Raw genomic sequence first — 26,989 nt, 5'->3', positions numbered from 1 at the left:
GTGTCCGCCCCTCAGGCCTGCTCGTCGAGGACCGACGGCAGCAGCTGCTCGAGATAGCGGACGATGTCGTCCGACGCCTCGTCCGCCGAGTACACGGAGGGCACCTGCAGTAGGTGGCAGGGACGTCCGTCGAGCGCTTTGCTCAGCACAACCCCCTTCGCCGCGAAGTGCTCGCGCCACGGGACGACGGACGTGGCCGCCAGGCCGGTCACGACCCGCTGCGAGAAGCCCGCCATCTCGATGTGGAAGTTGCCGATCATGCGGTCGACCATCCACTCGCTCGTCCGCTCGACGATCCGAGACCGGGTGCCCTCGAAGCGCTCGACGTAGACGGCGGCCGCGAGCGGGGCCGAGGTCGTCACTTCTCGCCCCGGGAACGCGGTCCCCGCCTCGACCATGCGGTGCTCCGGCGACCATCGGCGGGAGAAGTCCGCGAGGCGCGGATAACGGATGACGTACGGGTGCGCCACCGTGGTGAGACGGCCGACGCTCTCCGAGAGCCGTGACGGGACGAGGGGCTTCCGGACACCTTCGAACAGGTGCGGGTAGATGGCCCGGTGGTGCGGCTTGATGAACATCGGCTTCGCGTAGCCGAGCAGCGTGGCGTCCTCGGCGAGGAAGGCCCAGTCGTCGCCCATGAACGACCACCCCTCGCGCCGCATCAGCTTGGCGGCGGTGCTCGTCTTACCGGTCCCTCCGGCGGCGGGAAGCGCGATCGCGTGACCCCGGTACGCCATCGTTGCCGCGTGGATCATGGCGGCTCCTCGACCGACCATGGCGGCATCGAGAACAGGGACCACGGACGTCAACAGCTCCCCCGCCCCGTGAATGCGCCACTGCTCTGCGTCCCTGACGACCTGGACCCGATCGGCTTGGAAACGCACGCTGTTCCCCGTATACGCGAGCTCGTGCTCGAGCAGACCCGCATCCGGCATCGGCTCCGGCCGGTCATCGACGACGATGTCGGCCGGCCGTTCGGTGTCGGTGGCGAAACACGCCAACATGCTCTGGAGCTGGGTCGCTGCCGGCGCCTTTGCGTCGACGCGGATCGTGACGCGGCCGTGGATGTCGAAGTGCAGTGCCTTGGTCTGCCGGGTGTGCATGGTCGTCCCCTGTCTGGGTGGTGTCAGTCGGATGGTGTTGCTGGTGTCGACCGTGCTTCGGATGCAACCCGTGGCAAGCCCCGATGGCTGCAGCCAACGATCCAGTCGTGCTCTTCACCGAAGTAACCGGGACGCCCCGCCTCCCAGACAGGTTCCATGCGACCGCCCACTGCGAGCACCTCAGGATCGTCATAGAGCGCCATTAGGCGTTCAAGCCCGTCCGGCGCGGCCTCGGCGTCGTCATCGAGAAAGGCGACGACGTCTGAGTCCACCAGGCCCACGCCAGTGTTGCGGGCCCCAGAGAGTCCGCGCGGGCCGGTGTTTTTAACGACGGTGACGTCATCTACAGTCTCGGTCAACCGCTCGTGAAGTTCCTCGTTGTGGTCAATGACCACCAAGACTTCCTTAGGTGCGCAGGTTTGCGCGCGGAGGGACCCGATTACGTCCAGCAGCCAGCCCCAGCGTTCAGCGGTGTAGGCGGACACGATCACGGTGACACTTGGGGAAGGAGCGTACGTCATGTCAGGCCACGCTTATTACGGGAAGAACGCTTTTCGGATCGGTGGGCGTTCGCGGGAAGCTCACGTTGGCGTAGGCGTACTTCACGCGGCGCAGCGCCTCGGGGCGTGCGCCGGCAGTGGGGGCCTCCCATAGGAGGCACTCATGGGCCATTGACCCCAGCACCCGCCAGCCGTCCCGGAAAGTCTGGAGATTTGATGCCCCGGAGATGCGGTCCAGTTCCAAGCTGGGGACCTCGGCAATCCGGAGGCCCGCCTTCGCAGCCTTGACGATCAGCTCCGTCTCGATTTCAAATCCGTCGGATTCCAGCTGCAGAACTTCCAGACACTCCCGCCGGAAAGCGATGTAGCCGTAGCAAAGGTCCGAGTAGTTGCTGTGCAGAACTGCGTTGGCCAGCCCGGTCAGTGCTCGGTTTCCTGTACGCCGCAGCCAAGTCAGGTCCTCCGACCCCCCTCCCGTGACGTATCGGGAACCTTTGACTAAGTCATAGTCATGCTGGAGTGGAGGAATGAACCATCCAATTTCCTGGGGATCCATGCTTCCATCAGCGTCCAGCATGACGATGATGTCGCCCGTTGCTGCAGCAAATCCTGACCGTAGCGCGACACCTTTGCCCTTACGCTGCTCCTCCACCACCACGATATCCCTGCGAAGTGCCCGCGCCACCCCAACGGTATTGTCCGTGGAACGACCGTCAACAATCACGACCTCGTCCACGTATAAAGGCATACGCCGTAGGACCCAAGGGACGTTTTTGGCCTCGTTCAAAGTTGGGATTACGACGCTTATGGACGCTCTCTCCGGCGCTGCCGCCGGCTTGGAGAACGAACTTGGGGGCTGGGTGGAAACAGACAAATGCCTCACCACCTCATGGCGTGTGTAGAAAGCTTTGGCCAAAAGCGTATGGCCTGCCCGGCTAGGTACACACCAGTAGTGAGTACTCGCTTTTATATCGCGTCCCACGTAGGGAATTTCGCGCTCCGCCAGAGCTAGGGGTGGAGGTGGCAACGCCAATTGATCTGTTAGGTACGTTGGGGGACTTATCCCGTAAATGCGTTAGGTAGAGGGGATACCCCTCCCGCTGTGAGAACACAGGGTGCTCCGACTCTAGCAGTCGGCGCAGCAGGGCTGGTGAGGGTTTCCAAACAGACGTTAAAACCAGGCCGCGTGAAGGGCACTTGGCTATGGATCAACGCTCGAACGCCGAGTCCCTCTGGCTCGATGCGCCTGAACTGCCACCGCCCGCCATCATGGACCAGCGCTGGACCGACGCCATATTCCTGCATTGGCGCATCCCGGAAAACGTAGCCGCTCGTTTCATGCCGCCCGGAGTGCAACCGGAACTCTTCGACAGCAGTTTGTGGGTAGGGCTTATCGGTTTCCGCGTGAAGAACGCCGGAATCGGACGCGGCCCCGGGATTCCGTACCTGGGCAGCTTCAATGAGGTCAACGTGCGCCTCTACTCGGCGGAACCAGATGGAACCAGAGGCGTGGTCTTCCTGAGCTTGGACGCGAACCGGTTGCCCGTCGTCCTGGCAGCGCGAGCAGCGGATTCCCTACGTGTGGTCGCGAATCCGCTATTTCCAACGCCGGCCGGAATCGCCAGACGTTGAAGCCATCGGCTACTCGGTCAAGCGTCCAGGCAAGGAGCAAGGAGCACGGAGCACGGAGCACGGAGCACGGAGCACGGAGCACGGAGCAGCTTCGCCGTCGTACCCCAATCAGATGCCACCGTCGACGACCCGTTATCGGTCTTTCTCACGGCGACGTTTGGAGTGCGCGGCACGTTCCGGGGACGGAGCATCTACATTCCAAACACCCATAAACCGTGGCCGCTGTGCTCTGCCACGCTGCACCATCTGAAGGATGAACTGATTGCGTCTGCCGGTATCATCGCGAGCGGACCGCCTGAATCGGTCCTGTACTCCCCCGGAGTGCGGACCAAGTTTCGGACGGCCAAGGCTGTTGAGCAGCCTCGGCCAACCGCCGGTGACCTAGGGCACGCAGCCCACCAGGGCACAGCGCTCCGTCCGGCGGCTAGAAGTCGAAGAGGTCTCCCAGCCAGCCTTCCTTCTTTTTGGGACGACGGCGGTCGTAGTCGCGGTCATAGCCCGGCTTGCTGTATTTCGGGTCGTCGTAGCGCGGCTGGTCGTAACGGGGCTGCTCGCGGCGGGGTTCAAAGTCCGGATACAGCGGGGGCGGAACCGGAGCAGGGACATGCGCCGCGGCCGCCGGGCGCGCAGGCGTCGGTGCGCTTCCACCCATGGCGTCGTTGGCGCGGTCGATGATCTTGTCCAGCTCACCGCGGTCAAGCCAGACGCCCCGGCACTGCGGGCAGTAGTCGATTTCGACGCCGCTGCGTTCGCTCATGATCAGGTCAATTGAATCCACAGGACATTTCATGTTCCGGTCAACGACTGGGAAGACCGAATAGTTCGGCAGCGAGGAGCCCGGGGCGGACGGCCCGCCTTAGTGTCCGCCGGAAATGCCCGCCAGGAGCTGCTCGAACGGCACGGAGTCCAAGGCCGCCGGCTTACGGCCTGGCTGCTCCCCCGCCAGGAGGGCGGCAAACTCTGCCGCCGCACGGTCGATCCGGGACGAAAGGGGCGAGCCGCCGTCGTCCGTGTTTCCCCAGTCCTGGGGGCCGGCGAAAACCGTTGTAGCGGCCATCCTGGTGCGCAGGTAGCTGAACAGTGGGCGCATCGCGTACTCGAGAACCATCTGGTGGCGGTCCGTGCCGCCGGTGGCGCCCAGCAGGACCGCCTTGCCGTCCAAGGACTTGGGGTCCAGGACGTCAATGAAGGACTTGAACAGGCCGCTGTAGGAGGCGCTGAACACCGGGCTGACGGCGATGATGCCATCGGAGGCCTCCACGCCGGCAATGACATCAGCCAGGCGCGGAGCCGCATAGCCGGTGACAAAGTTGTTGGCGATGTCCACCGCAAGGGCCCGGAGCTCCACGACGTCAACCATCACCTCGAAACCGACATCGGCGAGGCGGTGCCCTGCTGCTGCTGCGAGCTGGTCGGCGAGCAGCCTGCTCGAAGACGGCACGCCCAGGCCGGCGGACAGTACGGTGATGCGGCGGGTTTCCACTGTGGACTCCTGAGGCTCTATATTGCATGTGTTTGCATGTACTCACGTAACCGGTGGCTGTCCGCGTTTATTCCGGGCGTCCAAATTCACGATTCCCCGGATGCAGCATGGCAGGCACCGCCGGGCTGACATGCCTGCCACAGGGTGGGGGACTACCGGCATGACGGAACAAGACCCATCACAAGCTCGACGACGTAGACCGCGAGATCCTCGCCGAAATGGTACGCACGGGCTACCGCCACGTCATGGCAGAGCTAGACCGGCCCTAACCATCTCGGGGCAGCGAAGGCACAGAAAACCCCCGCTGCCGGTTACGGCAACGGGGGTTTTCGTGCAGTTCAGGACTGCGTAGCCGGAAAGGCTACTTGCCTGCGACTACGTTGAGTTCGATCACAGCGGCAACGTCAGCGTGAAGACGGACGTTGGCCTGGTAGGAACCAACTGACTTGATGTGAGTCGGCAGTTCAACCTTGCGCTTGTCGATGCGGCCAAGGCCAGCGGCCTCAACAGCGTCGGCGACGTCGGCCTGCTTGACGGTGCCGAACAGGCGTCCCGTCTCGCCAGCCTTGACGACGAGCTTGACCGGCTTGGCGGAGAGTGCAGCGGCCTGCTTCTGAGCATCTTCCAGGGAAGCGTGCTCGCGGGCGGCGCGGGCAGCCTTGATGGACTCAACCTGCTTCTCGCCACCCTTGGACCAGGTCAGGGCGAAGTTGCGGGGCAGCAGGTAGTTACGTGCGTAACCGTCCTTGACCTCGACAACGTCGCCAGCAGCACCGAGACCGGTTACTTCGTGGGTCAGAATGAGCTTTGCCATGTTAGTTAATCCCTTCCCTAACCGCGGCCAGCGCCGGAGTAAGGCAGCAGTGCAACTTCGCGGGCGTTCTTGATTGCCTGGGCGATCTTGCGCTGTTCCTGCACCGTGACGCCAGTGACGCGACGGGCGCGGATCTTTCCGCGGTCGGAGATGAACTTGCGCAGCAATGCTACGTCCTTGTAGTCGATGACAGTGATGTCAGCGGCCTTCAAGGGGTTGGACTTTGGTTTGGGCTTACGGAGTTCAGCCTTAGCCATCGTGGAGCTCCTATTCTATGGAGCCCGTGGATATTGATCCACGGGATGGTGGTGGTCCGACGGCGGCAGACACGTCCAGTGCCTTGCGGCACTTTCGGCGGTCCCGGCGTCGGGCCTAAATGATTGGTTTAGAAGGGAGGTTCGGAATCGGGGCCGTTGCCCCAGCCGCCGCCTGCGTTGGATACACCGGGCGTTGCCCAGGGATCCTCCTGTGCAGCCTGCTGGTTGCCGCCACCGAAACCTCCACCGGAGTTGCCGCCCTGGTTTCCACCAGAGTTGCCGCCTCCGAAGCCACCGCCGCTGTTGCCGCCGCCGAAGCCACCCTGCCCACCCTGACCGCCGGAGCGCTGGGTGCGGTTGACCTTGGCATTGGCGTAACGCAGGCTCGGGCCGATTTCATCGACTTCGAGCTCAATAACGGTGCGCTTTTCGCCTTCTTTTGTTTCGTAGGAACGGCTCTTCAGACGGCCGGAAACAATCACGCGCATGCCCTTGGTGAGGGACTCGGCGACGTTCTCGGCTGCTTCACGCCATACCGCTGCGCGGAGGAACAGGGTTTCCCCGTCCTTCCACTCATTGGACTGGCGGTCAAAGGTGCGCGGGGTGGAAGCGATGGTGAAGTTCGCTACTGCCGAACCTGACGGTGTGAACCGCAATTCCGGGTCATTGGTGAGATTACCGATGACCGTAATGGTGGTTTCGCCTGCCATCTACTGCCTCCTTGTTCGATCCTGAGTGAAGAATTCGATCCTGCGGGGTGAAGATTGAAAATCGGAGCTGAAATTACTCAGCAACAACCTTCTGCTCTTCGGGGCGGGTGATCTTGGTGCGCATGATGGTCTCGTTAAGAGACAGCTGGCGGTCAAGTTCCTTGGCGGTGTCCGGCTTGGCGGTGAAGTTCACCACTGCGTAGATACCTTCGGACTTCTTCTTGATTTCGTAAGCCAGTCGACGACGGCCCCAGATGTCAACCTTTTCGATGGTTCCACCATCGTTGGTGATGACGTTCAGGAACTTCTGAAGCGACGGCTCAACGGTACGCTCTTCGACCTCGGGGTCGATGATTACCATCAATTCGTAAGGACGCATATGTGAACCCACCTCCTTTGGGCTAAGCGGTTACGGCATTTCCGTAACAGGAGGTTCATTTGCGATGCCGTGCGATGCCCGGCCAACAGAACGGAGGCAGGGCGCAGCACAGACTTCAATATCTTAGTGCATTTGGACCGGATAGGCGATTCGCGATTGACTCAAGGCTAGATGCCCTGCTTCCAAGGTGGAAGCCCACCCGGCCCTATGTGGAAAACCGTGGCCCGCGCCTGTTGGGATACCGTCCCGGGTCAATCATCCTTGCCTTTGCCCTTGTCCCCGCCCTTGCCGCCGTCTTCTTCCTTGTCCTCCCTGTCCCCACCCCCCGGGGAAAGTTCCGGGGTGGAAGTTGTCGGTGCGGGGGCAGGTTCGACGGCGGCGCTGGCCGCTTCCAAGTCTGCCCGGACCTTGCTGATTGAAGATTCAATGCGGGAACGCCGCTGCGACGAGACGTCACCCTGTTCTGCAGCGGCCTGCACCTCTCGCCCCAACTGGTCGAGCTCAGCCAGAGCGCGCGGGAAATTCTGTTCGGTTGCGAGTTGTTTCGCAGTGGCAACCCGCGCCTGGAACCTTCCAGCCGTGGCTTCCTCCAGCTCGGGTGCAGCGGCACACCCCGCCAATAGAACGGCGCCGAGGAACAACGCCAAGGCCGTCCTGGGATGGCGGTGGACGCGACGGCGGTTCCCCGGCAGCATCCCCGGGTCGCCATCTCTCGGGCTTGGGCGCAGTGAGACGGTCATGGCCTGACACTCTCTTCCAGCTCGGTGAAGTGCTCGCCCATCTGTCCGGGGGTAGCCGGTCCGGGAGTGTTAGCCGGCACGGATGCCGGGCGTTGCAGCCCGCCCAACACGACAACGCCAGCAACGACGGCAACCACAGCCATAAGCGCAGCGATGATCCAAAGCCTGCGGCCGCGCAGACGCAGCGAGTCCGGCCAGAACCGCCAAGTTCCGGGCTGCGGGGGCTCGGAACGCTGCCGTGCCGACGCGGGCCGGTGTGACGGGAGCAGGGGTTGCCAAGATGACGCGTTGGTGGCTTCGCTATCCGGCAGGGCGGGCAGTATCTTGCCTGCGGCTCCGCCATCGCCTCCATCTGCAGCGCGAGGCTGCGGTGCATCGGCTCCGCCCAAGAACAGGGTCTGCTGCGGAAGCCCGCGTGCAGGGACCTCAACGGCAGCGGCCGGCTCCACGCGAGTGGTCCATTCCCCCTCGCCGTTCAGTGCCTCGGCAACCCAGCCGGCGCCTGGCCGCATGGAAGGTTCCCTGGCCGTCATGGTTTCCAGCAGCGCCTTCCAGCCCGGACCTAAACCATCCGGGATCACCGGGTCGCGGGAAAGCCGGGCAACGGCGGCTTCCAAGGGAGGTCCGGAAAATTCCACCTTCCCGGTGAGGGTTTCGAGCAAAACGAGGCCCAGGGAGTAGATGTCTGCCGGCGGGCCCACGGACGCACCGATGGCCTGTTCCGGGCTCAGGTACGCTGCCGTGCCGGGGATCATGTTGGTGGCAGTCAGCCGGGCTCCTTCAACCATCCGGGCAATGCCGAAATCTGCGAGCTTCGGGCGGAACCCGGCGCCCCCGGCGTACTTGGCCAGCAGGATATTTGCCGGTTTCACATCCCGGTGCACTACGCCATGGTGGTGGATGTACTGCAGCGCCTCGGCGAGCTCGGCTCCAATGCGCGCCACCTCGGCCCCTGTCAACGGCCCGGCGGAGATACGGCGGCGAAGGTCGCTTCCCGGGATCAGCTCCATGACGAGGAAAGGCACCTCGTGATGGCCTTGGACGGCGGTGCCGGCGTCGAAAAGAGTAACGAGGCCATGATGGTTCAACCTTGCCAACAAGCGCATTTCGCTGTGCTGCCGACGGACCTCGTTCGCATCCGCGACGTCAGGGCGGAAAATCTTCAGCGCCACCTCGCGGTCAAGGACCTTGTCGGTGCCCCGATAGACGGTGCCCATCCCGCCGTGGCCAAGCACCTCTCCCACTGTGTAGCGTTCCTGAAGCACCGTTCCCGGCACCAGGGTGTCAAGCTCCTTCACCATGTGGGTCGCCTTTCGTCTCAGGCGCAAGTCTAGCCAAGCGTGGGGCCCGCCAGCCTTTCTTTGGATAACCCCAGCAAGCGGATGGCGGATTGGGCTAGCCTCAACGCATGCGTCAGGCGATCACCCGGCAAGCGTCACGCGACCCCCGGAGATAACACCATGGCAAGCGAGGTTTCCGGTGCCCAGCGCTCGAATGAGCTGCACAAGCAGTTGGATGAAGCCGTGGCCGCCTGCTACGGCTGGCCGAAATCCGCGGCGCAGGACGCTGCGGAGATCGTCCGGCGGCTGACGCAGCTCAACAAGGACATCACGGAGGGAATCCGCACCTACGATCCTTCGCCGCAGCGCCTGTCGGCGGAGCGGCCGAATAGCCCCGTCTCCGCCAAAGCAGGGCTGTAGCAAGATCGGCTGTCGTCGTGGCGGTTCGCACCCGGGGCGCGGCCGCACCCATCTGGGCGGCGCCATTCCGATGCTCGCCCTGGCGGCCTGACCAGACCCCACTTTACTCCCGCTTCGCGGCGCAAAAAGTCTCTGGTGCCCGCAGCGGAACAGGTCTATATTGGCAAGAACGGCTGGGTACCGTACTGGACGCAATGAGGCGGCCAGGAAAACCGGTCCGCGTGTCGCGCAAGCGGCTGGATGGACCCCAGGATCTTTGGATAGCAAGCAGTTCGGTCTCCTTCTTCGATGGATGGGGACCACATGTCGCTAATAGGCCGAAGCAGGGAATTGGACCGGATACTCTCCGTAATCCGGGGTCCTAACGATTCAGCCCTCAAGGTGGTGGGCAGGCGCGGGACGGGTAAGTCCGCCCTCCTCTCCGAGATTCCCCGCCTCTCCGATGTCCGCACCGTCTTCCTGACAGCGAGTGCCTCAGAGTCCGACTGGCCGCTCTCGGGGCTCACCGCGCTCCTGACCGGCATCGATGACCCCGTCCTCAACCGCTTCGCCGACGAACTGCTGCGCGATTCCACTGGCGCCATGGACGTCCCAACTGTCTCCACCCTGCTGCTCAACGGGCTGCACCAGCGCTCGTCGTCCCGGACCGTCATTGTCATCGATGACGCCGACCAACTGGACCCCAGCAGCCAGGCGGTGATCGGCTACTTGGCGCGCCGGCTGACCGGAACGGACATGGCGCTGTTCATGAGCGTGCGGGAAGAGATAGCCGGTAGCCCGTTCGCATCCCTTCCCGCCCTCCAGCTGGCGCCGCTGAACTACAACGACACGGTCCGCATGCTGGAGGCCATTCCGGCCCGGCAGACCGCGACGGCGGCGGTCCACGCAGTCGCCGCTGCCACCCAAGGGAACCCGCTCGCCGCCGTCGAACTTTTTACGCTGCTGCTGGAACGTGTGGCAGACGGAAAATACGCGCTGCCGGTTCCGCTGCCCGGCAAGGGAAGCTTCGAAGCGGAGTTCGCTGCCACCGTGGGGGGACTCTCGCCTGTCGCGAGGCAGGTCCTTGACCTGCTTTCGCTGTCCTGCCGCAGCGATATCGCCACCTTGGAAAGAGCCTATGACCAGCTGTGGGGCGGGATCGACGAACTGCTGGCACAGGGCATGGTGGGCAGGTCCGGGCCGCATCTGAGGATCCAGGACCAGTTGCTCCGGGGCTACGTGTATGCGGCCATGACACCGGCAACGCGGACCGCCAGCCACTCTGCCATGGCGGCAGCGGCGGAGCCCGCGGATCCCTACGCCCACCGCTGGCACCTTAGCTTTACCGCTTTGGAACGGCAGACCCCGTTCGGGCTACTCCGCTTTGCCGTTGACCTAATCCGGAGCGGCGAAGTGCCCTTCGCCGTCGAATACGTTGAACGAGCCCTGACCATCAACCCGTGGGAAGCGGAGACGGCCGCGAGGCTCACCACCGTGGCCGAGCTGCTGCTGAACCGGGGTGAATTCGTCTACGCCAAGCGCTACCTGGACTGGGCGCAGCGCGTGACGCGGAACCCTGCCCTGATCCTTCGGCTGACCGGCCTCGCCTTCGAGATCCAGTTCATCCAGGGCGGCACCGTGCGCTCCAGCATGGTGCTCCGGCTGGTGAAGGAGTTCGGGCAGCACGATCCGGCCTTCGCTAACCGCCTGCTCGTGGCCGGCGCGCTCTATTATGCGGACCGCTGGGAGCTTGCGGATGCCACCAGCCTGCTGCGGTACGCGGAGGAGTTCAAGGACCACGCCTCACCGGACTGCCTGGCCCTGGCGGAGAGCGCCAGGCAACTCATCGAAGCGATCAGCGGGACACCGGAGGACATCGGCCGCAAGCCCGACGGCGGGCACGAAACGGTTGCCACCCTTCTGGTACAGGGCCGCGCGCTGAGCTATGCCGAACACCATCTGGCCGCCCAGGAGGCCTTTGCCCGGGTGCGGAACTTCCTGGAGGCAAACACCGTCAACTGGCGCGAAACCGCGCAGTTCCTCGCAGTGGACAATGAAATCCGTGCGGGGAACGTCCGGAAGGCGGTGAAACTGATCGAAGATCTCGAGCTCGCAGAACCGGAAACCAAATACCACCGTGGAATGCGGCACGTCTTCCGGGTCTGGCGGGCCAATGCGATCGGAAACGAGGAACTCGCCCGCGCCTACGCGACGGACGCCCAGCACTTCTCAGGGGCGGAAAGCCACCCTTCGATTACGGCGCAGCTGGCCGCGTGCCAGGGGCATTTTGCCCTCATGCGGGGAAACCTCGCCAAGGCCTTCGCGCAGCTGTCGCGGGCAGGGGAGATAGGCCAGGCTTTCAGCAACCCCACGCTGCTCCGCTCCGAGTCCGATCTGGTGGAAGTCCTGGTCCGGCTGGGCCGGCACCGGGAGGCCGCCCAGGCGCTGTGGCACCTGGAAAGCCATGCAGTTGGCCTGCGTTCGCCCTGGCTCATGATGGCTGTCGCCCGGAGCCGGGCGATGCTGGCCGATGGTGAGCAGTCGCTCCAGCTGTTCAGTGACGCCCTCGCCGGCACAAACCCCCAGGAATCACTGCTGGAACGTGCCAGGACACTGCTGTGCTACTCCGAACGTCTCGGCGCCTTCGGCCGCCTCCGGAGCGCCCGGGACGGTCTGCTTCGAGCAAAAGTGATGTTCGACGAAGCCGGGGCCCACGCGTGGGCCCAGCACGTCGACTCGCTGCTGCTCGACGAACGTGTGGAACCGGCAGGTGCCCCCGGCAACCCCGCGATCCTGATGCTTGCAGACCACGAACGTGTGCTGGTGCGCATGGTGGCCCGCGGGATGCGGAACAAGGAAATCGCGGCCACCCTGTATGTCTCTGTCCGGACCGTGGAAGTGCGCCTCACCGCGATTTACCGGAAACTCGGAGTGGAATCACGCGCCCAGCTGACAGCCCTCGCGACGGGCAAGGAAGCCGCCCAGGCCAAGGAACAATTCGTCCTTCCCGTCCTCTAGGACATCGGCTGGGGCACAGGGCGCTGCAGGTACCCGCAATTCCCGCAGTGTTCCCTGCCGGTGCCCACACGACCGCCTGCTTTCCGCGCCGGAACGGCATGCATCGGACTAATTTTGCAGTACGGAATGCACAGACCCCGGGAGCGAAACGTGGAAAGGATTCGGACATGAGAACGGTCGCCAGAAAGGCCGGTGCCAGGTGACTGCGGAAACCGTCCTGGCCCGCATCAACGTCATGGAACCGTGGCTCGGCGACGACGAAGCCCGCGCCGTGGCCGAGGTCCTCGCCTCCGGCATGCTAACGCAAGGGCCGAAAGTGAAGGCGTTCGAGGCGAGGTTCAGCGCCCTGAAGGAGGTGCGCCACGCCGTCGCGACCTCCAGCGGCACCACCGCGCTGCACCTGGCGCTGGTGGTGGCCGGCATCGGTCCCGGCGATGACGTGGTGGTTCCATCGCTGGCCTTCATCGCCACCGCGAATGCGGTGACGTATGTCGGGGCGCGGCCGGTGTTCTGCGACGTGGATCCGGCCACCGGCACCGTGACTGCGGCTGCGGTCCGGGCGGCACTGACCCTGGACACGCGGGCCGTGATCGTGGTGGACCAGGCTGGCGTGCCGGTTGACCTGGACCCCGTCCGCGAGCTGTGCGACCGTCACGAAATCACCGTTATCGAAGACGCCGGCTGCGCTGTTGGCTCGGAATACAAGGGCAGGCCCGTGGGCACGGGGGCGGACATTGCCGTGTGGTCGTTCCACGCGGATAATGTGCTGACCACGGGCGAGGGCGGCATGCTGACAACCCACCGGGCGGACTGGGCGGCACGGGCCCGGAGCCTCCGCGGCCACTCCCTGAACGTGCCGGCGGCGGACCGTCGCCGATACAGCACGGCCGCGCCAGAGGTGTATGTCGAGGTCGGATTCGACTACCAGATGACGGATCTGCAGGCCGCCGTCGGCATCGTGCAGCTGGGCCGGCTGGGCGAGATCGTGGCTCGCCGCCGGGAGATGGCCGCAAGCTATGAGGCAGGCCTTTCCGGCCTGGCCGGGCTCCGGTTCGTGGCCGACCCACCGTACGGAACCACCAACTTCCAGTCCTTCTGGCTCGAGGTGCTCCCGGACTTCGCGACCGACCGCGAAGGGCTCCTGGCCCGCCTGGCCGATGCCGGAATTTCGGCGCGCCGCGGCACCATGGCGGCACACCGGCAGCCTGCCTACCGGTGGCGCGATACTGGCAACGCAGGGCTCCAGAACACCGAACGGCTGACGGACCGGACCCTAGTTCTCCCGATTTTCCACGGCCTGGACAACGTGGGCCTGAACCGGGTCATGAACAGCGTACGGGCGGCCGCCGGGGTACGCCGGTGAGCGAACTGGTGCTGGTCGCAGCAAGCGGGCTGGCCCGGGAGGTCCTGACCATGGTCCGCGCCAGCGGGCAGTACGACGTCGTCGGGCTGCTCGACGACGACAAGGAAATGACCGGCGTCACCGTGGACGGAGCGCCGGTGCTGGGGACCATTGACGACGCCTCCAAGTTCACGCACGCACTGGTGCTGGTATGCCTGGACTCGGGAAAATCCCGGGAAGCCGTGGTGGAACGGCTAGCGGCCCAGGGCGTGCGCGATGCCGGTACGCCACGGCGATCGACCCCACCGTGGAGTGCCCCGAGGGCTGCCGGATCGGCCGGGCCAGCATCCTGCTGCGGAATGTGACGCTGACGGCTTCGGTCACGCTTGCGGCGCATGTTGCGGCCATGCCGTCCGTGACTTTCACGCACGACGACGACGTGGCGGACTTCGCGACGTTCGCCGCCGGTGTGTCGCTGGGCGGCGGAGTCCGGATCGGCCGGGCGGCCTACCTGCGATTGAACTGCAGCGTCCGGGAACGGACCTCCGTGGGGGCCTACGCCACGGTGGGTATGGGGGCGGCCGTTTTGAGCAACGTGCCCGACGGCGAAACGTGGGTCGGCGTCCCGGCGCACCCTATCGATCAGGGTTAAACGAAGGGCAACCGAGGCCGGGCGCAAGGGGCCGCTCCGACGGCGTGACTTTCGTTACCTGATTGTGATTAATCAGGTCCGGTCATGTACGGTCGATCAAGTGGGCCGACCTTCCAGGCCCAAATCCGGGCAGACGCCAAGCTCTGCCGCTGCCCGGAGTCCACGACATCATTAGGCAGAGGCGGGGGACCCAGAGTGTCCGGGCCACGGCTTTAAAGCCGGCCCTTGGGGTGAAGCCGCATTGCGCGGCCGGATGGCCTCATCCGAATCCGACAGCTAACTCCGCAGGCGTTGAGAGGTAATCACCCATGCCTGCACCCCATGATCAGCCGCGCCCTGACGCGCGCCCCTATTCCAAAGAAGCCGCGGCGCCCACCCAGCGACGGTCTGTGCTGAAGAAGTCCGCGGGCCGTGCCAAGACCCAGCGCAACATGTCGCTGACGGCGGCCGCACTCGTCGCCCTCCTGGGAGTCGTTTCCCTCGGCCAGGTCTCCGACCAAGGGCCCCAAAGCGCCGAGTTGAGCCGCGTCGCGGACACGTCCAATCGTGCCCAGGCCCCGGGACAGGTCAAGCGCAACACCAACCCTGTTCCGGCCCCACTGCCGGCCACGGACCCCACCACCGCGCCGGCGCCGGTGCCGGCGCCTGCACCTGCTCCCGCCCCGGCATCGACGACACCTGCGCCGGCACCCGCGCCCGCGCCCGCCGTGGCACCGCTTGCAACAACCGGCGCTATGCCGGTTGGTGTGCCCGGGGCGTGGACCATGGCTTTCGCCGACGAATTCAACGGCACGGCCCTTGACACGGGCAAATGGTCCAACTGCTGGTTCTCTCCCACCTGCGGCACGATGAACAACGTTAAGACGGACCCCAATAATGTTGCCGTCTCCAATGGCACCCTTGCCCTCACGCTCAGCTCATCGACCTCTGGCGCGTTGATTTCTACAAATCCCAGAGGTGGTGCAACAACGGGCTACCAGTTCACTACCGGCTACGTCGAAGCACGAATCAAGTTCTCGGGGAACGGCACGAACATCTACAACTGGCCTGCATGGTGGACTACCGGACAGTCCTGGCCTACGAATAACGAGATTGACATTGCGGAGCCCAAGGGACCCATGACGTCTAACTACATGAACGGGGCCGGGCAGTGGCAGACGTTCCAGCCGGGAGGCTCGTGGGATAACGAATGGCACGTATTCGGCATGCAGCGAAAAGCGTCGACCACGGACATCTACATGGACGGCGTACTAGTCAAGACGTTTGTCAGCGATAATCCGGCGACCCATCCGCATTACCTCGTTCTGAATACCGGTTCCGGCCGTGGTCCAGCGGCGTACGGAGCAGCTTCACAGATGACTGTCGACTACGTGCGGGCTTGGCAGTAACCTCTCCTAAGACAGCGGACGACGGCGGGACCTCCACCGTCGTCCGCTTTCTTTAACGTTGTGTAAACCCGCAGTTGTCGGCGCCGGAACGGCGAAACGCTGGGCCGCTCCCGTAAACTCTTGTAATGAGGCTTCTGTACGTCACAGAAAGCGTGCCCAACAGGGACCCCATGCTGGGGGATGGCAGTTCCATGATTCCGTTCGAAGTGTTGCGGAATCTTCCCCGGGATGTGGCAGTGACGCTCCTCACCTTCGCCGGGCCGGTCGAATTGCCGGCCGAAATCCGCACGCGCTGCGACGAAGTGCATGTCTTACCTACCCGGCAACGCTCAGCATCTCTGGTCAGGTCCCTTTTTAGCAACCACGACGTCGGCGCTCAGGAACGGGCTACGAGGCCGGCGTTCCAACGGGCAGAGCAGCTATCGGGCGAGTGTGACGCGGTTTTGGTACATGGGCCTCACGTTCTTTTCCTTGCCTCCCACCTTAAGGGACCTCTGGTCCTCCAAACGGTGGATCCATGGTCGAAAAGGGTTGGCGCGGAGAGTGTGCTGGCCTCCGGATGGAGAGCCGCCTACCGCGCGCGAAAGAGCAGAAAGATCATCAGCGCTGAGCGTCAGTTGCCGGCAAGGGCCCGACTCTTGACAGTCGGAGCACAGGATGCCGCTGATTGGTCACGCCTCCTGGGGCGGCCTGTCCGCAGCATTCCCAACGGATCAGAACCTTTGGCTCGGACAGTTCAAAAGCAAGGCAGCCGCGTAGTCTGCTTCGTTGGCAGCCTGAACTACGGACCAAACATCGCAAGCGCGGCGGTCCTCATCAACCGCATTGCCCCCCTCGTTTGGAACGAGGTTCCCACAGCGAAGTTCGTTGTGGCTGGCCGTCAACCTACAAATGAGATCCTCTCACTGGCCGGACCGAGGGTGGACGTCCTCGCCAACGTGCCGTCCGTAGGCGAAGTCTTCCAGGCCGCACAGGTGGCGGCTTTCCCGGACGAACATGGAGTCGGAATCCGGAACTCCGTCCGCGAAGCCCTTGCTGCCGGTCTCCCGGTAGTGGCTACTCCTGTTGCCGCTCGGGAACAGGAACCGCATCCGCTGCTGACGGTGGAACCGGATACCTCGCTGTTCGTCCGGCACATCATCCACCATCTGACCTCGGATTTATCCCCCACCGGCACCAACGCCCAGGAGCGGACATGGGAGGAAGTTGCCGGCGAGTATCTGGATGAATTGCAACAAGCTATCGCTGGGCACCAAAACGAGCGTCAGGCAGAGGAGCCCTGCCCGTGAGATTCGGCAAGCCCCGGCCGCGAGCGGAATCCCGCACGCCCGCCGATTCCCTCTCCTCCGGCACCCTGGCCAACTTGGGTGTGCGCGGAGCGATGTGGCAGGGCCTTGCTCAGGTAGTGGGCAAGGGCACCGTGCTGCTGACCACCATCGTTTTGGCCCGGCTGCTGTCCCCGGAAGAGTATGGCCTAGTAGCACTTGCCCTCGTGGTGATGGCGTACGCAGAAACCTTGGCCGACGCCGGGGTGGCGCAGGCCCTGGTGTATCTGCCGCGTTCGGCCGAGATTGCACGGTCAGCCTTGTTGATTTCCATGCTCGTGGGCGGTGTGCTCGTCGCAGGGGCGCTGATCGGAGCGCCGCTGATATCAGAATTCTTCGGCCGCGAGGAAGTGGCGTCCCTGGTCCAGGTACTGGCAGTCTCCTTGCTGGCCACTGCCTTGGCGGCCGTCCCGGAATCCTTGCTCCGGCGTGATCTACGCTTTCAACGCCTCACTGCCGCTACCGTGATCCGCGCCGTGGTAACCGGCGCCTTGAGCATGATCCTCGCCTTCGCCGGCTACGGTGCTTGGTCGTTGGCAATCGGTACCGCAACTGGCTCCGTGATGTACGCAGTTTCGTGCTGGGTTCTGTTGCCTGAGCACGTCTCCTGGCGAATTTGGCGCGTTAATTCGCAATCCCTCAAGGCCAATCTGTCCTACGGTATCCCCGTGGCCGGAAGTAATCTGCTCGCGCGGCTCATCTTTGACATCGACTACCTCATCATCGGCAGGATGCTGGGGGCCCAGGCTCTGGGTTTTTACACCTTGGCGTTCCGACTGCCCGAACTGCTCATCATTAACATCTTTTTCGTCCTATCCTCTGTGATGTTTCCCCTATACTCGCGGGTCCGGAATGAGCCGGGTCGGCTCCAGAAGGGCTACCTGAAGAGCGTCCAGGTGCAGGCGCTTTACGGTGTACCCGCAGGCGTCGGCCTCGCTGTGGTGGCTCCGGCACTCGTTCCTGTGCTGTTCGGAGATCAATGGAACGCAGCGGTCCTGCCTCTGGTCTTCCTCGCCCTTTACGCTTCCGCTCGATCCCTTGGCGCCGGGGCCAACGACGTCTATAAGGCGATTGGACGCCCGGCGTTGTCGATTTGGGTGTCGAGCGTCCGGCTTGCCGTCCTGATCCCGGTACTCTTGTTCGCCACTCAGTGGGGGATTGTAGGCGTGGCCGCCGCCCAGTTCGGGGTCACGCTGCTGTTTTCGGCGGGCATGCAAACAGTAGCGGCAAAAGTGATCGGGGTCAGGGGCAGCCAGTTGCTGCGCGCCATGATTCCGGGACTGGTATGCGGCCTCACCGTCGCGTTGGTGGGGCTCGGGGTACGTACCCTGCCGCTGGGAAACGAGCTTGTAACCGTCATAGTGATTGTGGCTGTATGCGTAGCCGCCGCCTTCGGGGCACTCAGGCTTGGATTTCCATCTCTCTACCGCGAACTTCTGGCGCTGACCTTCCTCCGGTAAAAGCAATCCGGGCGCGAGAAACCGACATCGCAGTCAGCGCCGTCCGGCCGTCTCGATGGCATGCCGCCACAACCAAAAGTCGCGGTCAGCAAGAACCGTCTCCCGTACATGATGCGGCTCCTGGCCGGACGAGCGTTCACCCGCCAACCGTGCGCCCAAAGTGGCAGCGGAACGTGCCCACGTCGCGACTATCAGTAAGGGAAGCAGCCCGGGGTCTACCCCCCTGGCCTCCAGGTGCTTCCGAAGCGGCCCACACGCCCAGCCGTCAGGGGCGAATGCGTCGGTGAACGCCGCCATCTGTTCAGGCCGGGAAAAGGCTCTCCGTACCGACTCATTCAAGTACTGAAGGTAGAAGACAAGGTCGTGCCCGGGAAGTCCATCCGAGGATGAACGCTCCCAATCGACCACTTGCAGCGTTCCCCCTGGCCGCACAAAGATGTTCGGATGGCTGAGATCAGCATGTTCGAAAACAGCCGGCAGTTCTGCAGTACAGAGCGCTGCCAGCAGTTCATGGGTCCGCTCCACCAGTGACACAACCTCGGAGTGTCCTGCCACGAGCTCCGAAAGTTCACCTAGCGGCTGGCTTAACTTCCGGGTGTACCAATCCGCATTAGTGGAGGCCCGTTCAGTAACTGGTAGGCCCGCAACGAACTCAACGCCCGACCTCACGGCGCCGGGAAGGTTTAGTGTTACCAGAGCGGGGTCCAACGGGTCCCCAGTCATGGCCGTTTCGACGAGAACGCAATGGTTCCCGACGTCGACGACGCCCACGATCGCCGGCGTTGCCTCCGCCCTGTCCGGACTCAGTGCCCACAGCTGTTGGAGCATAGCGGCTTCACGCCGCACACCTCCGTTGTCCCCGGGCTGCCGGGGTACCTTGACAACCAGGCGCGCCCGCTGGGCATAGTCGGGCGTGATGAGGGCCACAATGTGCCGAGACGTAGCGAACTGGGGAGTGAGGATCACCGTGGTCCACTCCCGCCCCACCCCGTACTGATCGAGACCGAGCTCCTCGTAGCGCGCCTTGAGGACCGCGTCAATAAAGTTCAAAGTTCTCCCGCCGGCATACACGTATCAAGACTTCGATGGCCTGTAACCACGCCCTCCGGTATTGCCACGGCGAACAACCCAAGGTCCAGCGCCACGCGGCCAATGAACTGTTTTGTCTTTCCGAAGCGGATGCCCTTGTGTCTGCGCAGAGTCTCGAGAACTGCTGTCCGCGAGCCAACCGGCACGATTCGTGAAGGGAAGTCAAGGCTGGGCGCGTACCAGTGAACGGAGACCTCCTGAAAACCTTGCCGCTTGAGACTCCGCTGCCACCCCAGCAAAGTCCTCGGTCCACTACGGGTTCGAAAAGAACGGCGAATGCGGACACACAACCAGCCACCGAGTTGTACTGCTTCAGCTCCGGCCTTGAAAAGACGGGCATCCGGTTCCGAGAGCAACACCATCTCAAAGAGCTGGTGGGGAGCGCCGTCCTCCATCCCGATACGGACTGCACCCGGATCCAGCAGCCGGAGCGCTTCTTCCATCCCGGAATCCATTGCACCACCGAACCCCACGGTCCGCGGCTGCGGATTGGGAAGCAGGAACCGCCAGTCAAGAAGCTTCCACCGTTGAAGAACCAAGGGATCCGGCTCAGGGCCCTCCCTATCCTGATGGCCGTTGGGTCCGGGATGGAGATCAGTCATGCCCGTGCTTCCGTGGATTTGCGTGACCGTACCGGGGAAGCCGCGCCACTCACCACGGCGTTCCATACGATTGCCGTCGCCACTTGACGTACCGCGTCCTGCGGTTGGCTGGCATCAAGGACAGCGGTCCCGGGGAGCCCTTTGGCCAGGTCGAGATAGGCCCGCCGCCACGCCTCCAAAACTTCGACGGAGTGCTCTCCCTTCCGGGCAAACATCATCTCACCGGGAGCATCAAGCACAAGAAGGACATCGGGTTCCGGCGCGAGGGCAAGGGCAAAGGCAGCCGAGATCCTGCCACCCAAGCTATTGTCGATTGATCCGGGCAGACGCGCGTCGTGCGGCACACGGTCAAGGAGGACCACGCAGCCGCGCAGGCGCTGATATCTGGCGTCCAAGGATCCGCCGAGAATACGGACCACTTTCTTGGCCAGCCTTCCCCCAGGAATACGCCTCAGCAGGTCGTCCCGTGGGCCCGCCGCCCACAGTCCCATGTACACGTACTTTCCGCTAACAGGCAAAGTGTCGGACAGGCTTCTCAAAAGGCTCGTTTTGCCGGCACCATCTGGCCCCATTACTCCTACCGCCAGTCCCCTTCCGGGCCTGCCTTGCAGGATCGGCGAGACAGTCCGAAGTGCGCGGCTGACGCCTCCACGGGCCATGGTGCTCAGCACAGACCGGGCAGTCCAGGCAGCGCTGAGCCTCGCAGAGACCGCTGGCACCCCGTCGAAATTCCCGGAACGGACAAGATTTAGCAACTCGACAGCACTGCCCGGCCCTAAGTACCGATCAATTCTCCTCGCCAAATCATCTTCAGCAGAGGCAAGATCCCCTGCGTGCCGTGCCAACTCTGCGCGCGCTGGCACGATTTCTCCCTTATCCAGAAATAGGTGGAGCAATTGCAGCCACGCCTGATCGGCCGTCGCTGGCAACCAAATTTGCCCTCTCCTTGTTCTGGTATCAAGGCAGCGGCCTGCGAGGGAGGTTTTCCACTGCTGGTTAGTCCCAAAACTGATGTCGGAGACAATATCCAGCTTGAGCCACAGGTCATCGGTCCGGGAATAGCTGAAATAGAAGCGGTGGCTGCCGTGACCCGGTGCCAGAACACGGGCGAACCCTGCGGTCTTCAGCAAGGAGTCCAAGCCAGGCAGCTGGGCCTTGGAGACCAGGATATCGACATCTCCGGATGGACGGAGGAGGTCCTCCTCACCTCGAAGGAGCAACCATGGACCAGATCTGTCGAGGGCCTGAAAGACGGCGGTCAGGCTGGGATGGGTTGGGACTGCTACACCAGCCTGTTCTGCCTGCAATTCAGCAGCATCGTCAGTCAGTGCCACCACGTCAGTTTGTGCCGAACCGCGCCGCCGGGCCTTAGTCCGCCATGCCGGCAGCAGGTCTATACGGGTGTTAGGGAGCGTAGGCATACTGCACCACCCAGTCGACTTCCATCTGGCCTGAGATTGACTGGCTGGGATACGCCACAGAGGCGTCATCCGCGGTTTCTGCCTGGAGCGTCCAACGCATGGGGCTCACGGGAACCCCGGAAGGCACGGCTGTTTGACCGACAAGGGCACCGTCCCAAAACCATTTCACTTTCCCGGGTGTCCATTCAGTCGTTGCGATATGCCAGTCCCCGGGACCGGTCGGCGAGTAGATCCGGCGCGGGGGGTCAAATTTGATAGTCCCTGAAGCCGATGAGCCCCTAATTGCCGAAACGCCGTATAGAGGGCCGTTCAACTGGCCCTCTGGCCAATCTATTTCCCCGTCGCTCCATTGATCACTGGTCGGCCAAAGCATAAAGGCGATCTTGTAGCCAGGCAGGGAATCATAACGGAACCGAATGGAGTACCGCCCGTATAGCTGCCCTGAATATCCGAAGGGAACTACACTGGCCACCTTGGGCTGCCCGTTGTCTTCATGGAGAAAGTACCGAAGCATTCCATCGGAAACTGACAAGACGGAATCCGGGGCATATGCTCCGTGCCTGGAAGTGTCAGGGAATCCGGCGTATCCACGCATATCCGGTCCGTAGACTTCGCCGACCTTGCCGTGCTCGGCCGGGAGAACGAAATCCTGGAAGCCGGTCTGGCGCCAACCGGGAAGGTCACCGACTGGCATCTTTCCCGTGTCGTTTCCAATTACCACCGACAATATCAACACTCCCATCAAAAGGCCCCCCATGACTCCCAGGACATATCGCCGAATCGTTGACGCGGACAGTTGCCTAATCTGCATTTCGGATTTCGTAAATTCGGACTGCTCCGTTGTTGAAAACATTCTCGACGTCATTAGCCTTCATGAGCTTCTTTTCGAGTTGAGGCAGAAGGACTGCCTCAAAAAGTTGGCGCTGGATGGCACGTTGCTGCTGTCCATCCGAAAGGACGATGTAAGTCCTGTCGGCGTCGCGCACCCGTTGGGCATACTGCTTGATACTCTCCACTGAAATGTTTTCCGCTGAATCCTTAAGGTAAGCCGCGAGGGAAGTTGCGGTGCCACCCTTGAGGTAATAGGGATAATTGGGTCCTATAAGGAGCGGGAAAAAATAGTTGGTCCCGAAAACGGAGTCCCCTGGCTGCACGCGTGAATCAAGCCATTTACCGGCGACGACTTCCTCCTTGGACACCCGATAGTCTGCCTCGGGCTGGAAGTACACAAGGGTAAACAGCAGGGCCATGATAGAGAGGGTCGCGGTGGCTCCCGCCGCCGCCTTGCGGGTGCGGATGGGTCCAGAAAAGAAGAGCCACGCCACACCGATGGCCAGCCAGGGCAAGGCGAAAAGGTAGACACGGAACCGTGCCTCACCGCCGTATGACTGACCAAAAAGCCCCAGTATGGGGGCGAAGGCCAGCCATGCCACCACGAGCGTCGTCCGTATTTCCCCACGAAGCATGCGGCGGACGAACCCGGCTATCGCCAACAGGCCTGTAATTGCCGTCAGGACGACAGCGCCATGGGCAAGGGTCTGCCCGGTCAGCGTCCACTCACCGAAGATCAGCGGTTCCGCCGGCCCCGCCTTGTACCCCGTGTTTTTGAAGAAGTTCCAGCCGCTGAACAACCCATACTTACTCCGAATGTAGGCAACGTTGGGAATCAGGTAGATCAGCGCGATGACGAGAAGCGAGGGTCCCAGCCATCGTGGCCTGAAATAGCCAAGGAGGAAGAGTGGGCAGAGTGCCAGGACGGCCAAGTACGGAGTAAGTTGGTGGCTCACCACGATCACGATCTGTATCACCACGATCGCGGCGACGGCCAGTATCTGAAACTTCGGGCCCGGTTGCTCCCACTTTTCCCCCAGCGCAGGCGAAGTGCGGGCACGCAGGCGAGCCGCCATTGGCCTGTCCCGCAAGCGGTCTTCGACCACCGCGACCCATTTCGCTGGCGTACAACGAAGAAAAGTCAGCGCTATCAGACACATGATGAGGTACAGCGAGTAGGAGAACGCCTGGGGGGCGTAGTAATTCTGGTTGACGTAATTGGCCAAGACAAAAACCAGGGTAGCTGTCCAATAGACGCGGGTATTTTTGGAGATGCTCCGTGCGATAGCAAGGACAATCACCGTGTCGACGAGGGCGAATCCAGTCTCAGCCCAGCCCGCATAGTCGAGCGCGTCCCTATAACCCATAACTTCGCCCAGAAAGGCGCTCAGGGAAAAGAATCCGGGCCACCGGTTGTAGATGTCCAGGGACGGTGTAACGTGGCCGAACGCCCCAATGTAGTCCGTTACGGCTATGTGCTTGTACGTCCAGGGCAAGCGGGGAACACTCGCCAGAAGCGTGGCAGACGAATACAGCATGAGCACCAGGGCGGTTACCGAAACGCTCATCAGCCTGTTCGAAAACTGCTTTCGGGCCGCGACGCCCCATATGCAGAGCGCCACGTTGAGAACGACCGCTGCATACCAGATGGGAGGGAACATACGCAGCAGGCCGAAGCCATCCAGCTTTCCGTCGCTGGTCATGCCCAGCCCCGCTATCCACAGGGGAACGGCGATAGCAAGGATCAGCCAAGGAACGTAGGCCCTGATTTGTCGGGGCAACTTGTGACGCCTCGACGGCGCACCAGGATCCCAGCCGCCAATTGGGGACAGGGAAACAATCGCCACGGAACCGGCGAGAACGAGGATGGCTGCAACCGGGCGAGGATGCCAGGACTCGGTCCATGCCAACACCACCGCGACCGTCGCGTAGACCACGGTACTCACCGCCACAGTCCAGACCAGCCGGGCGGCGGGATCCAAGTCAGGGATCCGGGATAGAGCCACCCATCCCGGGATTACAAGACAAACAATTAATTTGAAAGCGGCCAATGGTGCCCCGCCCACGTCCAACAGGATGAGAAAGGCGGTGGCTACTCCGCAGGCGGCTAATGCGAGTTCGGCATACCGAAACCTGGAGCGTGTCCGTGATCCTTGTGGCATCGGCGTGGAAACGTCGCCCTTAATCAGTAGGGCCATGATGTGAGACCTTCCTAAGTTGCCTTGCGTGAGTGTCCAAGCTTGAGTGCGGTCCGATTCGTTTCCGTGGGCCTAGTTGCCCCAAGGCGTCGTTCAAGCATGTAACTAAGCGGTCCAAGGGCGACCGAGTAAAGCTCCAAGCGCAGCACCTTAGCGAGTTGGGCATCCCATGAGTCGTCGCCGAGTGGGCGTTCTTCTGAGGACCCACGTTGAACGCGTGCATTCCGCAGAAACTTTCGGGCAGCCCGTGGACTTCGTGCCAGGGCGAGCTTTGCCGTTTCCGGGTTGGACAGGATCTTAGCGAGCCAGGCACCGAGGCCCAGGCCGTACCCCCTCGCCTGGACGCGCAACGCCTGTAAGTCGTCACGGTGCCGATGCCAGACAATTGCTGAGGGCTGAACAACCAGGGAGTACCCCGCCAGAATCACCCGGGTAAACATATCGATGTCTTCGCCTCCCCCGGTTCGAGTTCCAACCCCCAAGGCTGCATCGAAGGAGCCCAGAGCAAGCGCCACGCGGCGGTCCAACGCAAAGTTGGCCCCGGTTCCAAATGCGCCGATGCAGAAGGGAAACGTTGGAAGTTCCGCAGGCGGCTCGGCAAGGGAGTACACCTTCGGCGCCACGCACTTGGACCAGCTGACGCGGTCATCAAAGTATCCCTGGGCCGGTGAACGCAGCTCCCCTGCCGGCACGAGTCCCGTGACGCAGGCCGTGCCGGGCATGCGTTCGAAACCGGCGGCGATTTCGCGCAGCCACGCCTCATCGACAACAACATCGTCATCGGTGTACGCGACGATGTCGCCCTGTGCGTGGCGGAGGCCTGCATTCCGCGCCTGGGAGAGTCCAGGGACGGGCTGGGTGATGAGCCTGATCCGAGGGTCGTCAAACTCGTCGCACACCATGTTGGCGGTTTCGGCAGTCCTTGGCGCGTTGTCCACCACGAGGACATCGAAATTGGGGTAGTCGAGCCTAAGGATGGCAGTCAGTGCTCCTCTGAGCAGTGCGGAGCGGTCCCGAGTGCAGACGACAACGGTGATGGACGGGATTGCGACTCCTGCGGTCAACGGCACAACCGCTGGAAGGCCAGCAGCAGCCTCCTCCAGAGCGTCCCGCTGGACTATTCCCCCTGGAGCCTCCACATCGACGAAGCCACGAACCGCTGTCCCTTGGCGCACCAACAGCCGTGCGCGGTCGTAGCCCGCATGACTGAGCAGCTGCAATTGCGTGTGATCGGTGAGGCATTCCAGATCAACGGCACCGATCCAGCGGGCTCCCGCCCACTCCGGCGGGACGGCACTCTCCATGGCCGGTGCCAGCTCAAAGGCAGCCCTCTCCTCTACAAGCTCACCGACGCGTTCGCTCACTGGACCTCCCTCCACGGTGCGCCCGTAAGGGCAGTCCCGGACAGCGGACGGCCCTCGACGTGGGCTATCCGGCGTCCGCGTACGTACCCGGCTGCGGTGCATGCCAGGACCGCAATGACAGCTCCCGCCCGACCGAGCCCCTGTGGGTTGTCGCCCCGGCCCCAATCGCGCACTCCCGCAAATACGGCCCGCGGCAGGACGCTGCGCACGTACCGGCGTTCCGGGCCCAGAGCCCGTTTGTGGCCTACCACCCGGCTGACCTGGGCTTTGGAGATCCCTTCGGACCAGGAACGCGACAGCATGTAGCGCAATGTCCCTCTGTCCGCCGGCACGTGGTGGCGTACCAAAGCCGCGGGTTCGTAAACAATCCGCGATCCGGGTGAGCCCATCCTTGAACGGATGCAGATCTCGGTCTCCTCGCAGCCGAGGGGCAAGGTGCCCTGGCGTCCCAGCGAAAGGTTGAAGCCGCCAACCTGGCGCAGGACTTCAAGCCGGAAGGACATGTTTGCGCCGATGACATTCCGGACCTCGGAGGCCACCTTGGGCATTCCGCGGTGGCTGCATCCGACGATCCAGTCGAGCTCTTCACCGAAGTAGCCCGGCCGGCCCGTTTCCCACACCGGTTCGACGCGTCCGCCGACGGCCAGCACGTCAGGATCGTCGTAAAAGGCAAGCAGCCGTTCAAGCCAGTCCGGCGCGGCCTCGGCATCATCGTCAAGGAAGGCCACAATGTCTGAGTCCGCCAGGCCGACGCCGGTGTTGCGTGCTCCGGAAAGCCCGCGGGGGCCGCTGCTCTCCACCACCGTCACGTCATCGACAATCTCGATGAGCCGCTCGTAGAGGTCCTCGTTATGGTCAATCACCACCAGGACTTCTTGGGGTGCAACTGTCTGGGCCCGGACGGACTCTATGACGTCCAGCAGGAGGTCCCAGCGCCGTTCGGTGTAGGCACAAATGACGATCGACGCGGTGGGACGTGCAATGCGATCCCGATCCAGCATG

General features: G+C 63.1%; 24 protein-coding genes, 2 pseudogenes and 1 riboswitch. Of the genes and pseudogenes, 8 read left to right on the top strand and 18 right to left on the bottom strand.

Features of this window, described 5'->3' with window-relative positions; translation table 11 throughout:
* Positions 1–11: 11 nt before the first annotated feature.
* Genes ACZYZ4_RS06625 through ACZYZ4_RS06615 form a run of 3 tightly spaced genes read right to left on the bottom strand, consistent with a single transcriptional unit; the run spans position 12 to position 2,486 of the window.
* On the bottom strand, positions 12–1,103 hold the full coding sequence (locus ACZYZ4_RS06625; RefSeq protein ID WP_463859277.1) for a hypothetical protein: 1,092 nt from the start codon (positions 1,101–1,103) through the stop codon (positions 12–14).
* Positions 1,104–1,126: 23 nt separating this feature from the next.
* Entirely contained in the window at positions 1,127–1,624 is a 498-nt protein-coding gene (locus ACZYZ4_RS06620) for a glycosyltransferase family 2 protein (RefSeq protein ID WP_463859275.1), read from the bottom strand.
* Position 1,625: 1 nt separating this feature from the next.
* Positions 1,626–2,486 carry a glycosyltransferase family 2 protein gene (locus tag ACZYZ4_RS06615; RefSeq protein WP_463859481.1) on the bottom strand — a complete coding sequence of 287 codons (861 nt, stop codon included), beginning with the start codon at positions 2,484–2,486 and terminating at the stop codon, positions 1,626–1,628.
* A 320-nt stretch (positions 2,487–2,806) separates the two neighbouring features.
* Here ACZYZ4_RS06615 and ACZYZ4_RS06610 point away from each other — a divergent pair.
* A pseudogene (locus ACZYZ4_RS06610) lies at positions 2,807–3,499 on the top strand (YqjF family protein); the annotation flags it as partial.
* A 160-nt stretch (positions 3,500–3,659) separates the two neighbouring features.
* On the opposite strand, the gene ACZYZ4_RS06605 reads toward ACZYZ4_RS06610, so the two are convergent.
* From ACZYZ4_RS06605 to ACZYZ4_RS06570, 8 genes are all read right to left on the bottom strand, one after another.
* Positions 3,660–4,025: a TFIIB-type zinc ribbon-containing protein gene (locus ACZYZ4_RS06605; RefSeq protein ID WP_463859273.1), complete on the bottom strand. Its 366-nt coding sequence runs from the start codon at positions 4,023–4,025 to the stop codon at positions 3,660–3,662.
* A gap of 66 nt (positions 4,026–4,091) precedes the next feature.
* Positions 4,092–4,718, bottom strand: a complete 627-nt coding sequence (locus tag ACZYZ4_RS06600) for a CE1759 family FMN reductase (RefSeq protein ID WP_463859271.1) — start codon at positions 4,716–4,718, stop codon at positions 4,092–4,094.
* Between the two features lie 361 nt (positions 4,719–5,079).
* On the bottom strand, positions 5,080–5,532 hold the full coding sequence (rplI, locus tag ACZYZ4_RS06595) for a 50S ribosomal protein L9 (protein WP_111908353.1): 453 nt from the start codon (positions 5,530–5,532) through the stop codon (positions 5,080–5,082).
* A 17-nt stretch (positions 5,533–5,549) separates the two neighbouring features.
* Entirely contained in the window at positions 5,550–5,789 is a 240-nt protein-coding gene (gene rpsR, locus ACZYZ4_RS06590) for a 30S ribosomal protein S18 (protein WP_003800144.1), read from the bottom strand.
* Positions 5,790–5,917: 128 nt separating this feature from the next.
* Positions 5,918–6,499, bottom strand: coding sequence for a single-stranded DNA-binding protein (locus ACZYZ4_RS06585; protein WP_252575441.1), 582 nt, complete (start codon positions 6,497–6,499; stop codon positions 5,918–5,920).
* 73 nt (positions 6,500–6,572) lie between these two features.
* A complete protein-coding gene (gene rpsF, locus ACZYZ4_RS06580; protein ID WP_011693941.1) occupies positions 6,573–6,878 on the bottom strand; it encodes a 30S ribosomal protein S6 in 306 nt (101 codons plus the stop codon).
* A gap of 251 nt (positions 6,879–7,129) precedes the next feature.
* A complete protein-coding gene (locus tag ACZYZ4_RS06575) occupies positions 7,130–7,618 on the bottom strand; it encodes a hypothetical protein (protein WP_463859268.1) in 489 nt (162 codons plus the stop codon).
* On the bottom strand, positions 7,615–8,919 hold the full coding sequence (locus ACZYZ4_RS06570; RefSeq protein WP_463859266.1) for a serine/threonine-protein kinase: 1,305 nt from the start codon (positions 8,917–8,919) through the stop codon (positions 7,615–7,617). Before ACZYZ4_RS06570 ends, ACZYZ4_RS06575 begins: the two co-directional genes overlap by 4 nt.
* Before the next feature lie 159 nt (positions 8,920–9,078).
* Between ACZYZ4_RS06570 and ACZYZ4_RS06565 the strand changes: the two genes are divergently transcribed.
* The 7 genes and pseudogenes from ACZYZ4_RS06565 to ACZYZ4_RS06535 all read left to right on the top strand — a co-directional run bounded on the left by ACZYZ4_RS06565 (position 9,079) and on the right by ACZYZ4_RS06535 (position 18,482).
* Positions 9,079–9,318, top strand: a complete 240-nt coding sequence (locus tag ACZYZ4_RS06565) for a hypothetical protein (RefSeq protein ID WP_463859265.1) — start codon at positions 9,079–9,081, stop codon at positions 9,316–9,318.
* 330 nt (positions 9,319–9,648) lie between these two features.
* Positions 9,649–12,315, top strand: a complete 2,667-nt coding sequence (locus tag ACZYZ4_RS06560) for a LuxR C-terminal-related transcriptional regulator (RefSeq protein ID WP_463859263.1) — start codon at positions 9,649–9,651, stop codon at positions 12,313–12,315.
* Between the two features lie 235 nt (positions 12,316–12,550).
* Positions 12,551–13,678: a DegT/DnrJ/EryC1/StrS family aminotransferase gene (locus tag ACZYZ4_RS06555; RefSeq protein WP_463859479.1), complete on the top strand. Its 1,128-nt coding sequence runs from the start codon at positions 12,551–12,553 to the stop codon at positions 13,676–13,678.
* Positions 13,675–14,309: pseudogene (locus ACZYZ4_RS06550) on the top strand (PglD-related sugar-binding protein). The gene ACZYZ4_RS06555 and the pseudogene ACZYZ4_RS06550 overlap by 4 nt, the downstream one beginning before the upstream one ends.
* Positions 14,310–14,449: 140 nt before the next feature.
* Positions 14,450–14,614: riboswitch (cyclic di-AMP (ydaO/yuaA leader) on the top strand.
* Positions 14,615–14,617: 3 nt separating this feature from the next.
* Positions 14,618–15,697 carry a glycoside hydrolase family 16 protein gene (locus ACZYZ4_RS06545; protein WP_463859261.1) on the top strand — a complete coding sequence of 360 codons (1,080 nt, stop codon included), beginning with the start codon at positions 14,618–14,620 and terminating at the stop codon, positions 15,695–15,697.
* A 722-nt stretch (positions 15,698–16,419) separates the two neighbouring features.
* The gene (locus ACZYZ4_RS06540) at positions 16,420–16,986 is read left to right on the top strand and encodes a glycosyltransferase (protein ID WP_463859259.1); all 567 of its coding nucleotides are present in this window, start codon (positions 16,420–16,422) and stop codon (positions 16,984–16,986) included.
* On the top strand, positions 16,983–18,482 hold the full coding sequence (locus tag ACZYZ4_RS06535) for a lipopolysaccharide biosynthesis protein (protein WP_463859258.1): 1,500 nt from the start codon (positions 16,983–16,985) through the stop codon (positions 18,480–18,482). Before ACZYZ4_RS06540 ends, ACZYZ4_RS06535 begins: the two co-directional genes overlap by 4 nt.
* A gap of 33 nt (positions 18,483–18,515) precedes the next feature.
* Here the strand turns inward: ACZYZ4_RS06535 and ACZYZ4_RS06530 are convergent, their stop codons facing one another.
* The 7 genes from ACZYZ4_RS06530 to ACZYZ4_RS06500 all read right to left on the bottom strand — a co-directional run bounded on the left by ACZYZ4_RS06530 (position 18,516) and on the right by ACZYZ4_RS06500 (position 26,988).
* A complete protein-coding gene (locus tag ACZYZ4_RS06530; protein ID WP_463859256.1) occupies positions 18,516–19,532 on the bottom strand; it encodes an aminoglycoside phosphotransferase family protein in 1,017 nt (338 codons plus the stop codon).
* Positions 19,529–20,014: a hypothetical protein gene (locus ACZYZ4_RS06525; RefSeq protein WP_463859254.1), complete on the bottom strand. Its 486-nt coding sequence runs from the start codon at positions 20,012–20,014 to the stop codon at positions 19,529–19,531. The genes ACZYZ4_RS06530 and ACZYZ4_RS06525 overlap by 4 nt, the downstream gene beginning before the upstream one ends.
* A 155-nt stretch (positions 20,015–20,169) precedes the next feature.
* Entirely contained in the window at positions 20,170–21,507 is a 1,338-nt protein-coding gene (locus tag ACZYZ4_RS06520) for a hypothetical protein (RefSeq protein ID WP_463859253.1), read from the bottom strand.
* A 70-nt stretch (positions 21,508–21,577) separates the two neighbouring features.
* Positions 21,578–22,108, bottom strand: a complete 531-nt coding sequence (locus ACZYZ4_RS06515; RefSeq protein ID WP_463859477.1) for a glycoside hydrolase family 16 protein — start codon at positions 22,106–22,108, stop codon at positions 21,578–21,580.
* 286 nt (positions 22,109–22,394) lie between these two features.
* Positions 22,395–24,623: a hypothetical protein gene (locus tag ACZYZ4_RS06510; protein WP_463859251.1), complete on the bottom strand. Its 2,229-nt coding sequence runs from the start codon at positions 24,621–24,623 to the stop codon at positions 22,395–22,397.
* Positions 24,624–24,637: 14 nt separating this feature from the next.
* Complete coding sequence (locus ACZYZ4_RS06505; RefSeq protein WP_463859249.1) at positions 24,638–25,987, bottom strand: glycosyltransferase family 2 protein; 1,350 nt, start codon at positions 25,985–25,987, stop codon at positions 24,638–24,640.
* Entirely contained in the window at positions 25,984–26,988 is a 1,005-nt protein-coding gene (locus ACZYZ4_RS06500; RefSeq protein WP_463859247.1) for a glycosyltransferase family 2 protein, read from the bottom strand. Before ACZYZ4_RS06500 ends, ACZYZ4_RS06505 begins: the two co-directional genes overlap by 4 nt.
* Position 26,989 lies beyond the last annotated feature (1 nt).

Source organism: Pseudarthrobacter adonitolis, from assembly GCF_055412845.1.
This window is presented reverse-complemented; position numbering and strand designations above follow the sequence as displayed.

Bases quoted from the DNA above. Each gene is read 5' to 3' on its own strand.
- ACZYZ4_RS06625 (WP_463859277.1), bottom strand. From the start codon at position 1,103: ATGCACACCCGGCAGACCAAGGCACTGCACTTCGACATCCACGGCCGC.
- rpsR (WP_003800144.1), bottom strand. From the start codon at position 5,789: ATGGCTAAGGCTGAACTCCGTAAGCCCAAACCAAAGTCCAACCCCTTG.
- ACZYZ4_RS06605 (WP_463859273.1), bottom strand. From the start codon at position 4,025: ATGAAATGTCCTGTGGATTCAATTGACCTGATCATGAGCGAACGCAGC.
- rplI (WP_111908353.1), bottom strand. From the start codon at position 5,532: ATGGCAAAGCTCATTCTGACCCACGAAGTAACCGGTCTCGGTGCTGCT.
- ACZYZ4_RS06500 (WP_463859247.1), bottom strand. From the start codon at position 26,988: ATGCTGGATCGGGATCGCATTGCACGTCCCACCGCGTCGATCGTCATT.
- ACZYZ4_RS06620 (WP_463859275.1), bottom strand. From the start codon at position 1,624: ATGACGTACGCTCCTTCCCCAAGTGTCACCGTGATCGTGTCCGCCTAC.
- ACZYZ4_RS06515 (WP_463859477.1), bottom strand. From the start codon at position 22,108: ATGCTTCGGTACTTTCTCCATGAAGACAACGGGCAGCCCAAGGTGGCC.
- ACZYZ4_RS06555 (WP_463859479.1), top strand. From the start codon at position 12,551: ATGGAACCGTGGCTCGGCGACGACGAAGCCCGCGCCGTGGCCGAGGTC.
- ACZYZ4_RS06545 (WP_463859261.1), top strand. From the start codon at position 14,618: ATGCCTGCACCCCATGATCAGCCGCGCCCTGACGCGCGCCCCTATTCC.
- ACZYZ4_RS06510 (WP_463859251.1), bottom strand. From the start codon at position 24,623: ATGGCCCTACTGATTAAGGGCGACGTTTCCACGCCGATGCCACAAGGA.
- ACZYZ4_RS06565 (WP_463859265.1), top strand. From the start codon at position 9,079: ATGGCAAGCGAGGTTTCCGGTGCCCAGCGCTCGAATGAGCTGCACAAG.
- ACZYZ4_RS06570 (WP_463859266.1), bottom strand. From the start codon at position 8,919: ATGGTGAAGGAGCTTGACACCCTGGTGCCGGGAACGGTGCTTCAGGAA.
- ACZYZ4_RS06585 (WP_252575441.1), bottom strand. From the start codon at position 6,499: ATGGCAGGCGAAACCACCATTACGGTCATCGGTAATCTCACCAATGAC.
- ACZYZ4_RS06575 (WP_463859268.1), bottom strand. From the start codon at position 7,618: ATGACCGTCTCACTGCGCCCAAGCCCGAGAGATGGCGACCCGGGGATG.
- ACZYZ4_RS06525 (WP_463859254.1), bottom strand. From the start codon at position 20,014: ATGGAAGAAGCGCTCCGGCTGCTGGATCCGGGTGCAGTCCGTATCGGG.
- rpsF (WP_011693941.1), bottom strand. From the start codon at position 6,878: ATGCGTCCTTACGAATTGATGGTAATCATCGACCCCGAGGTCGAAGAG.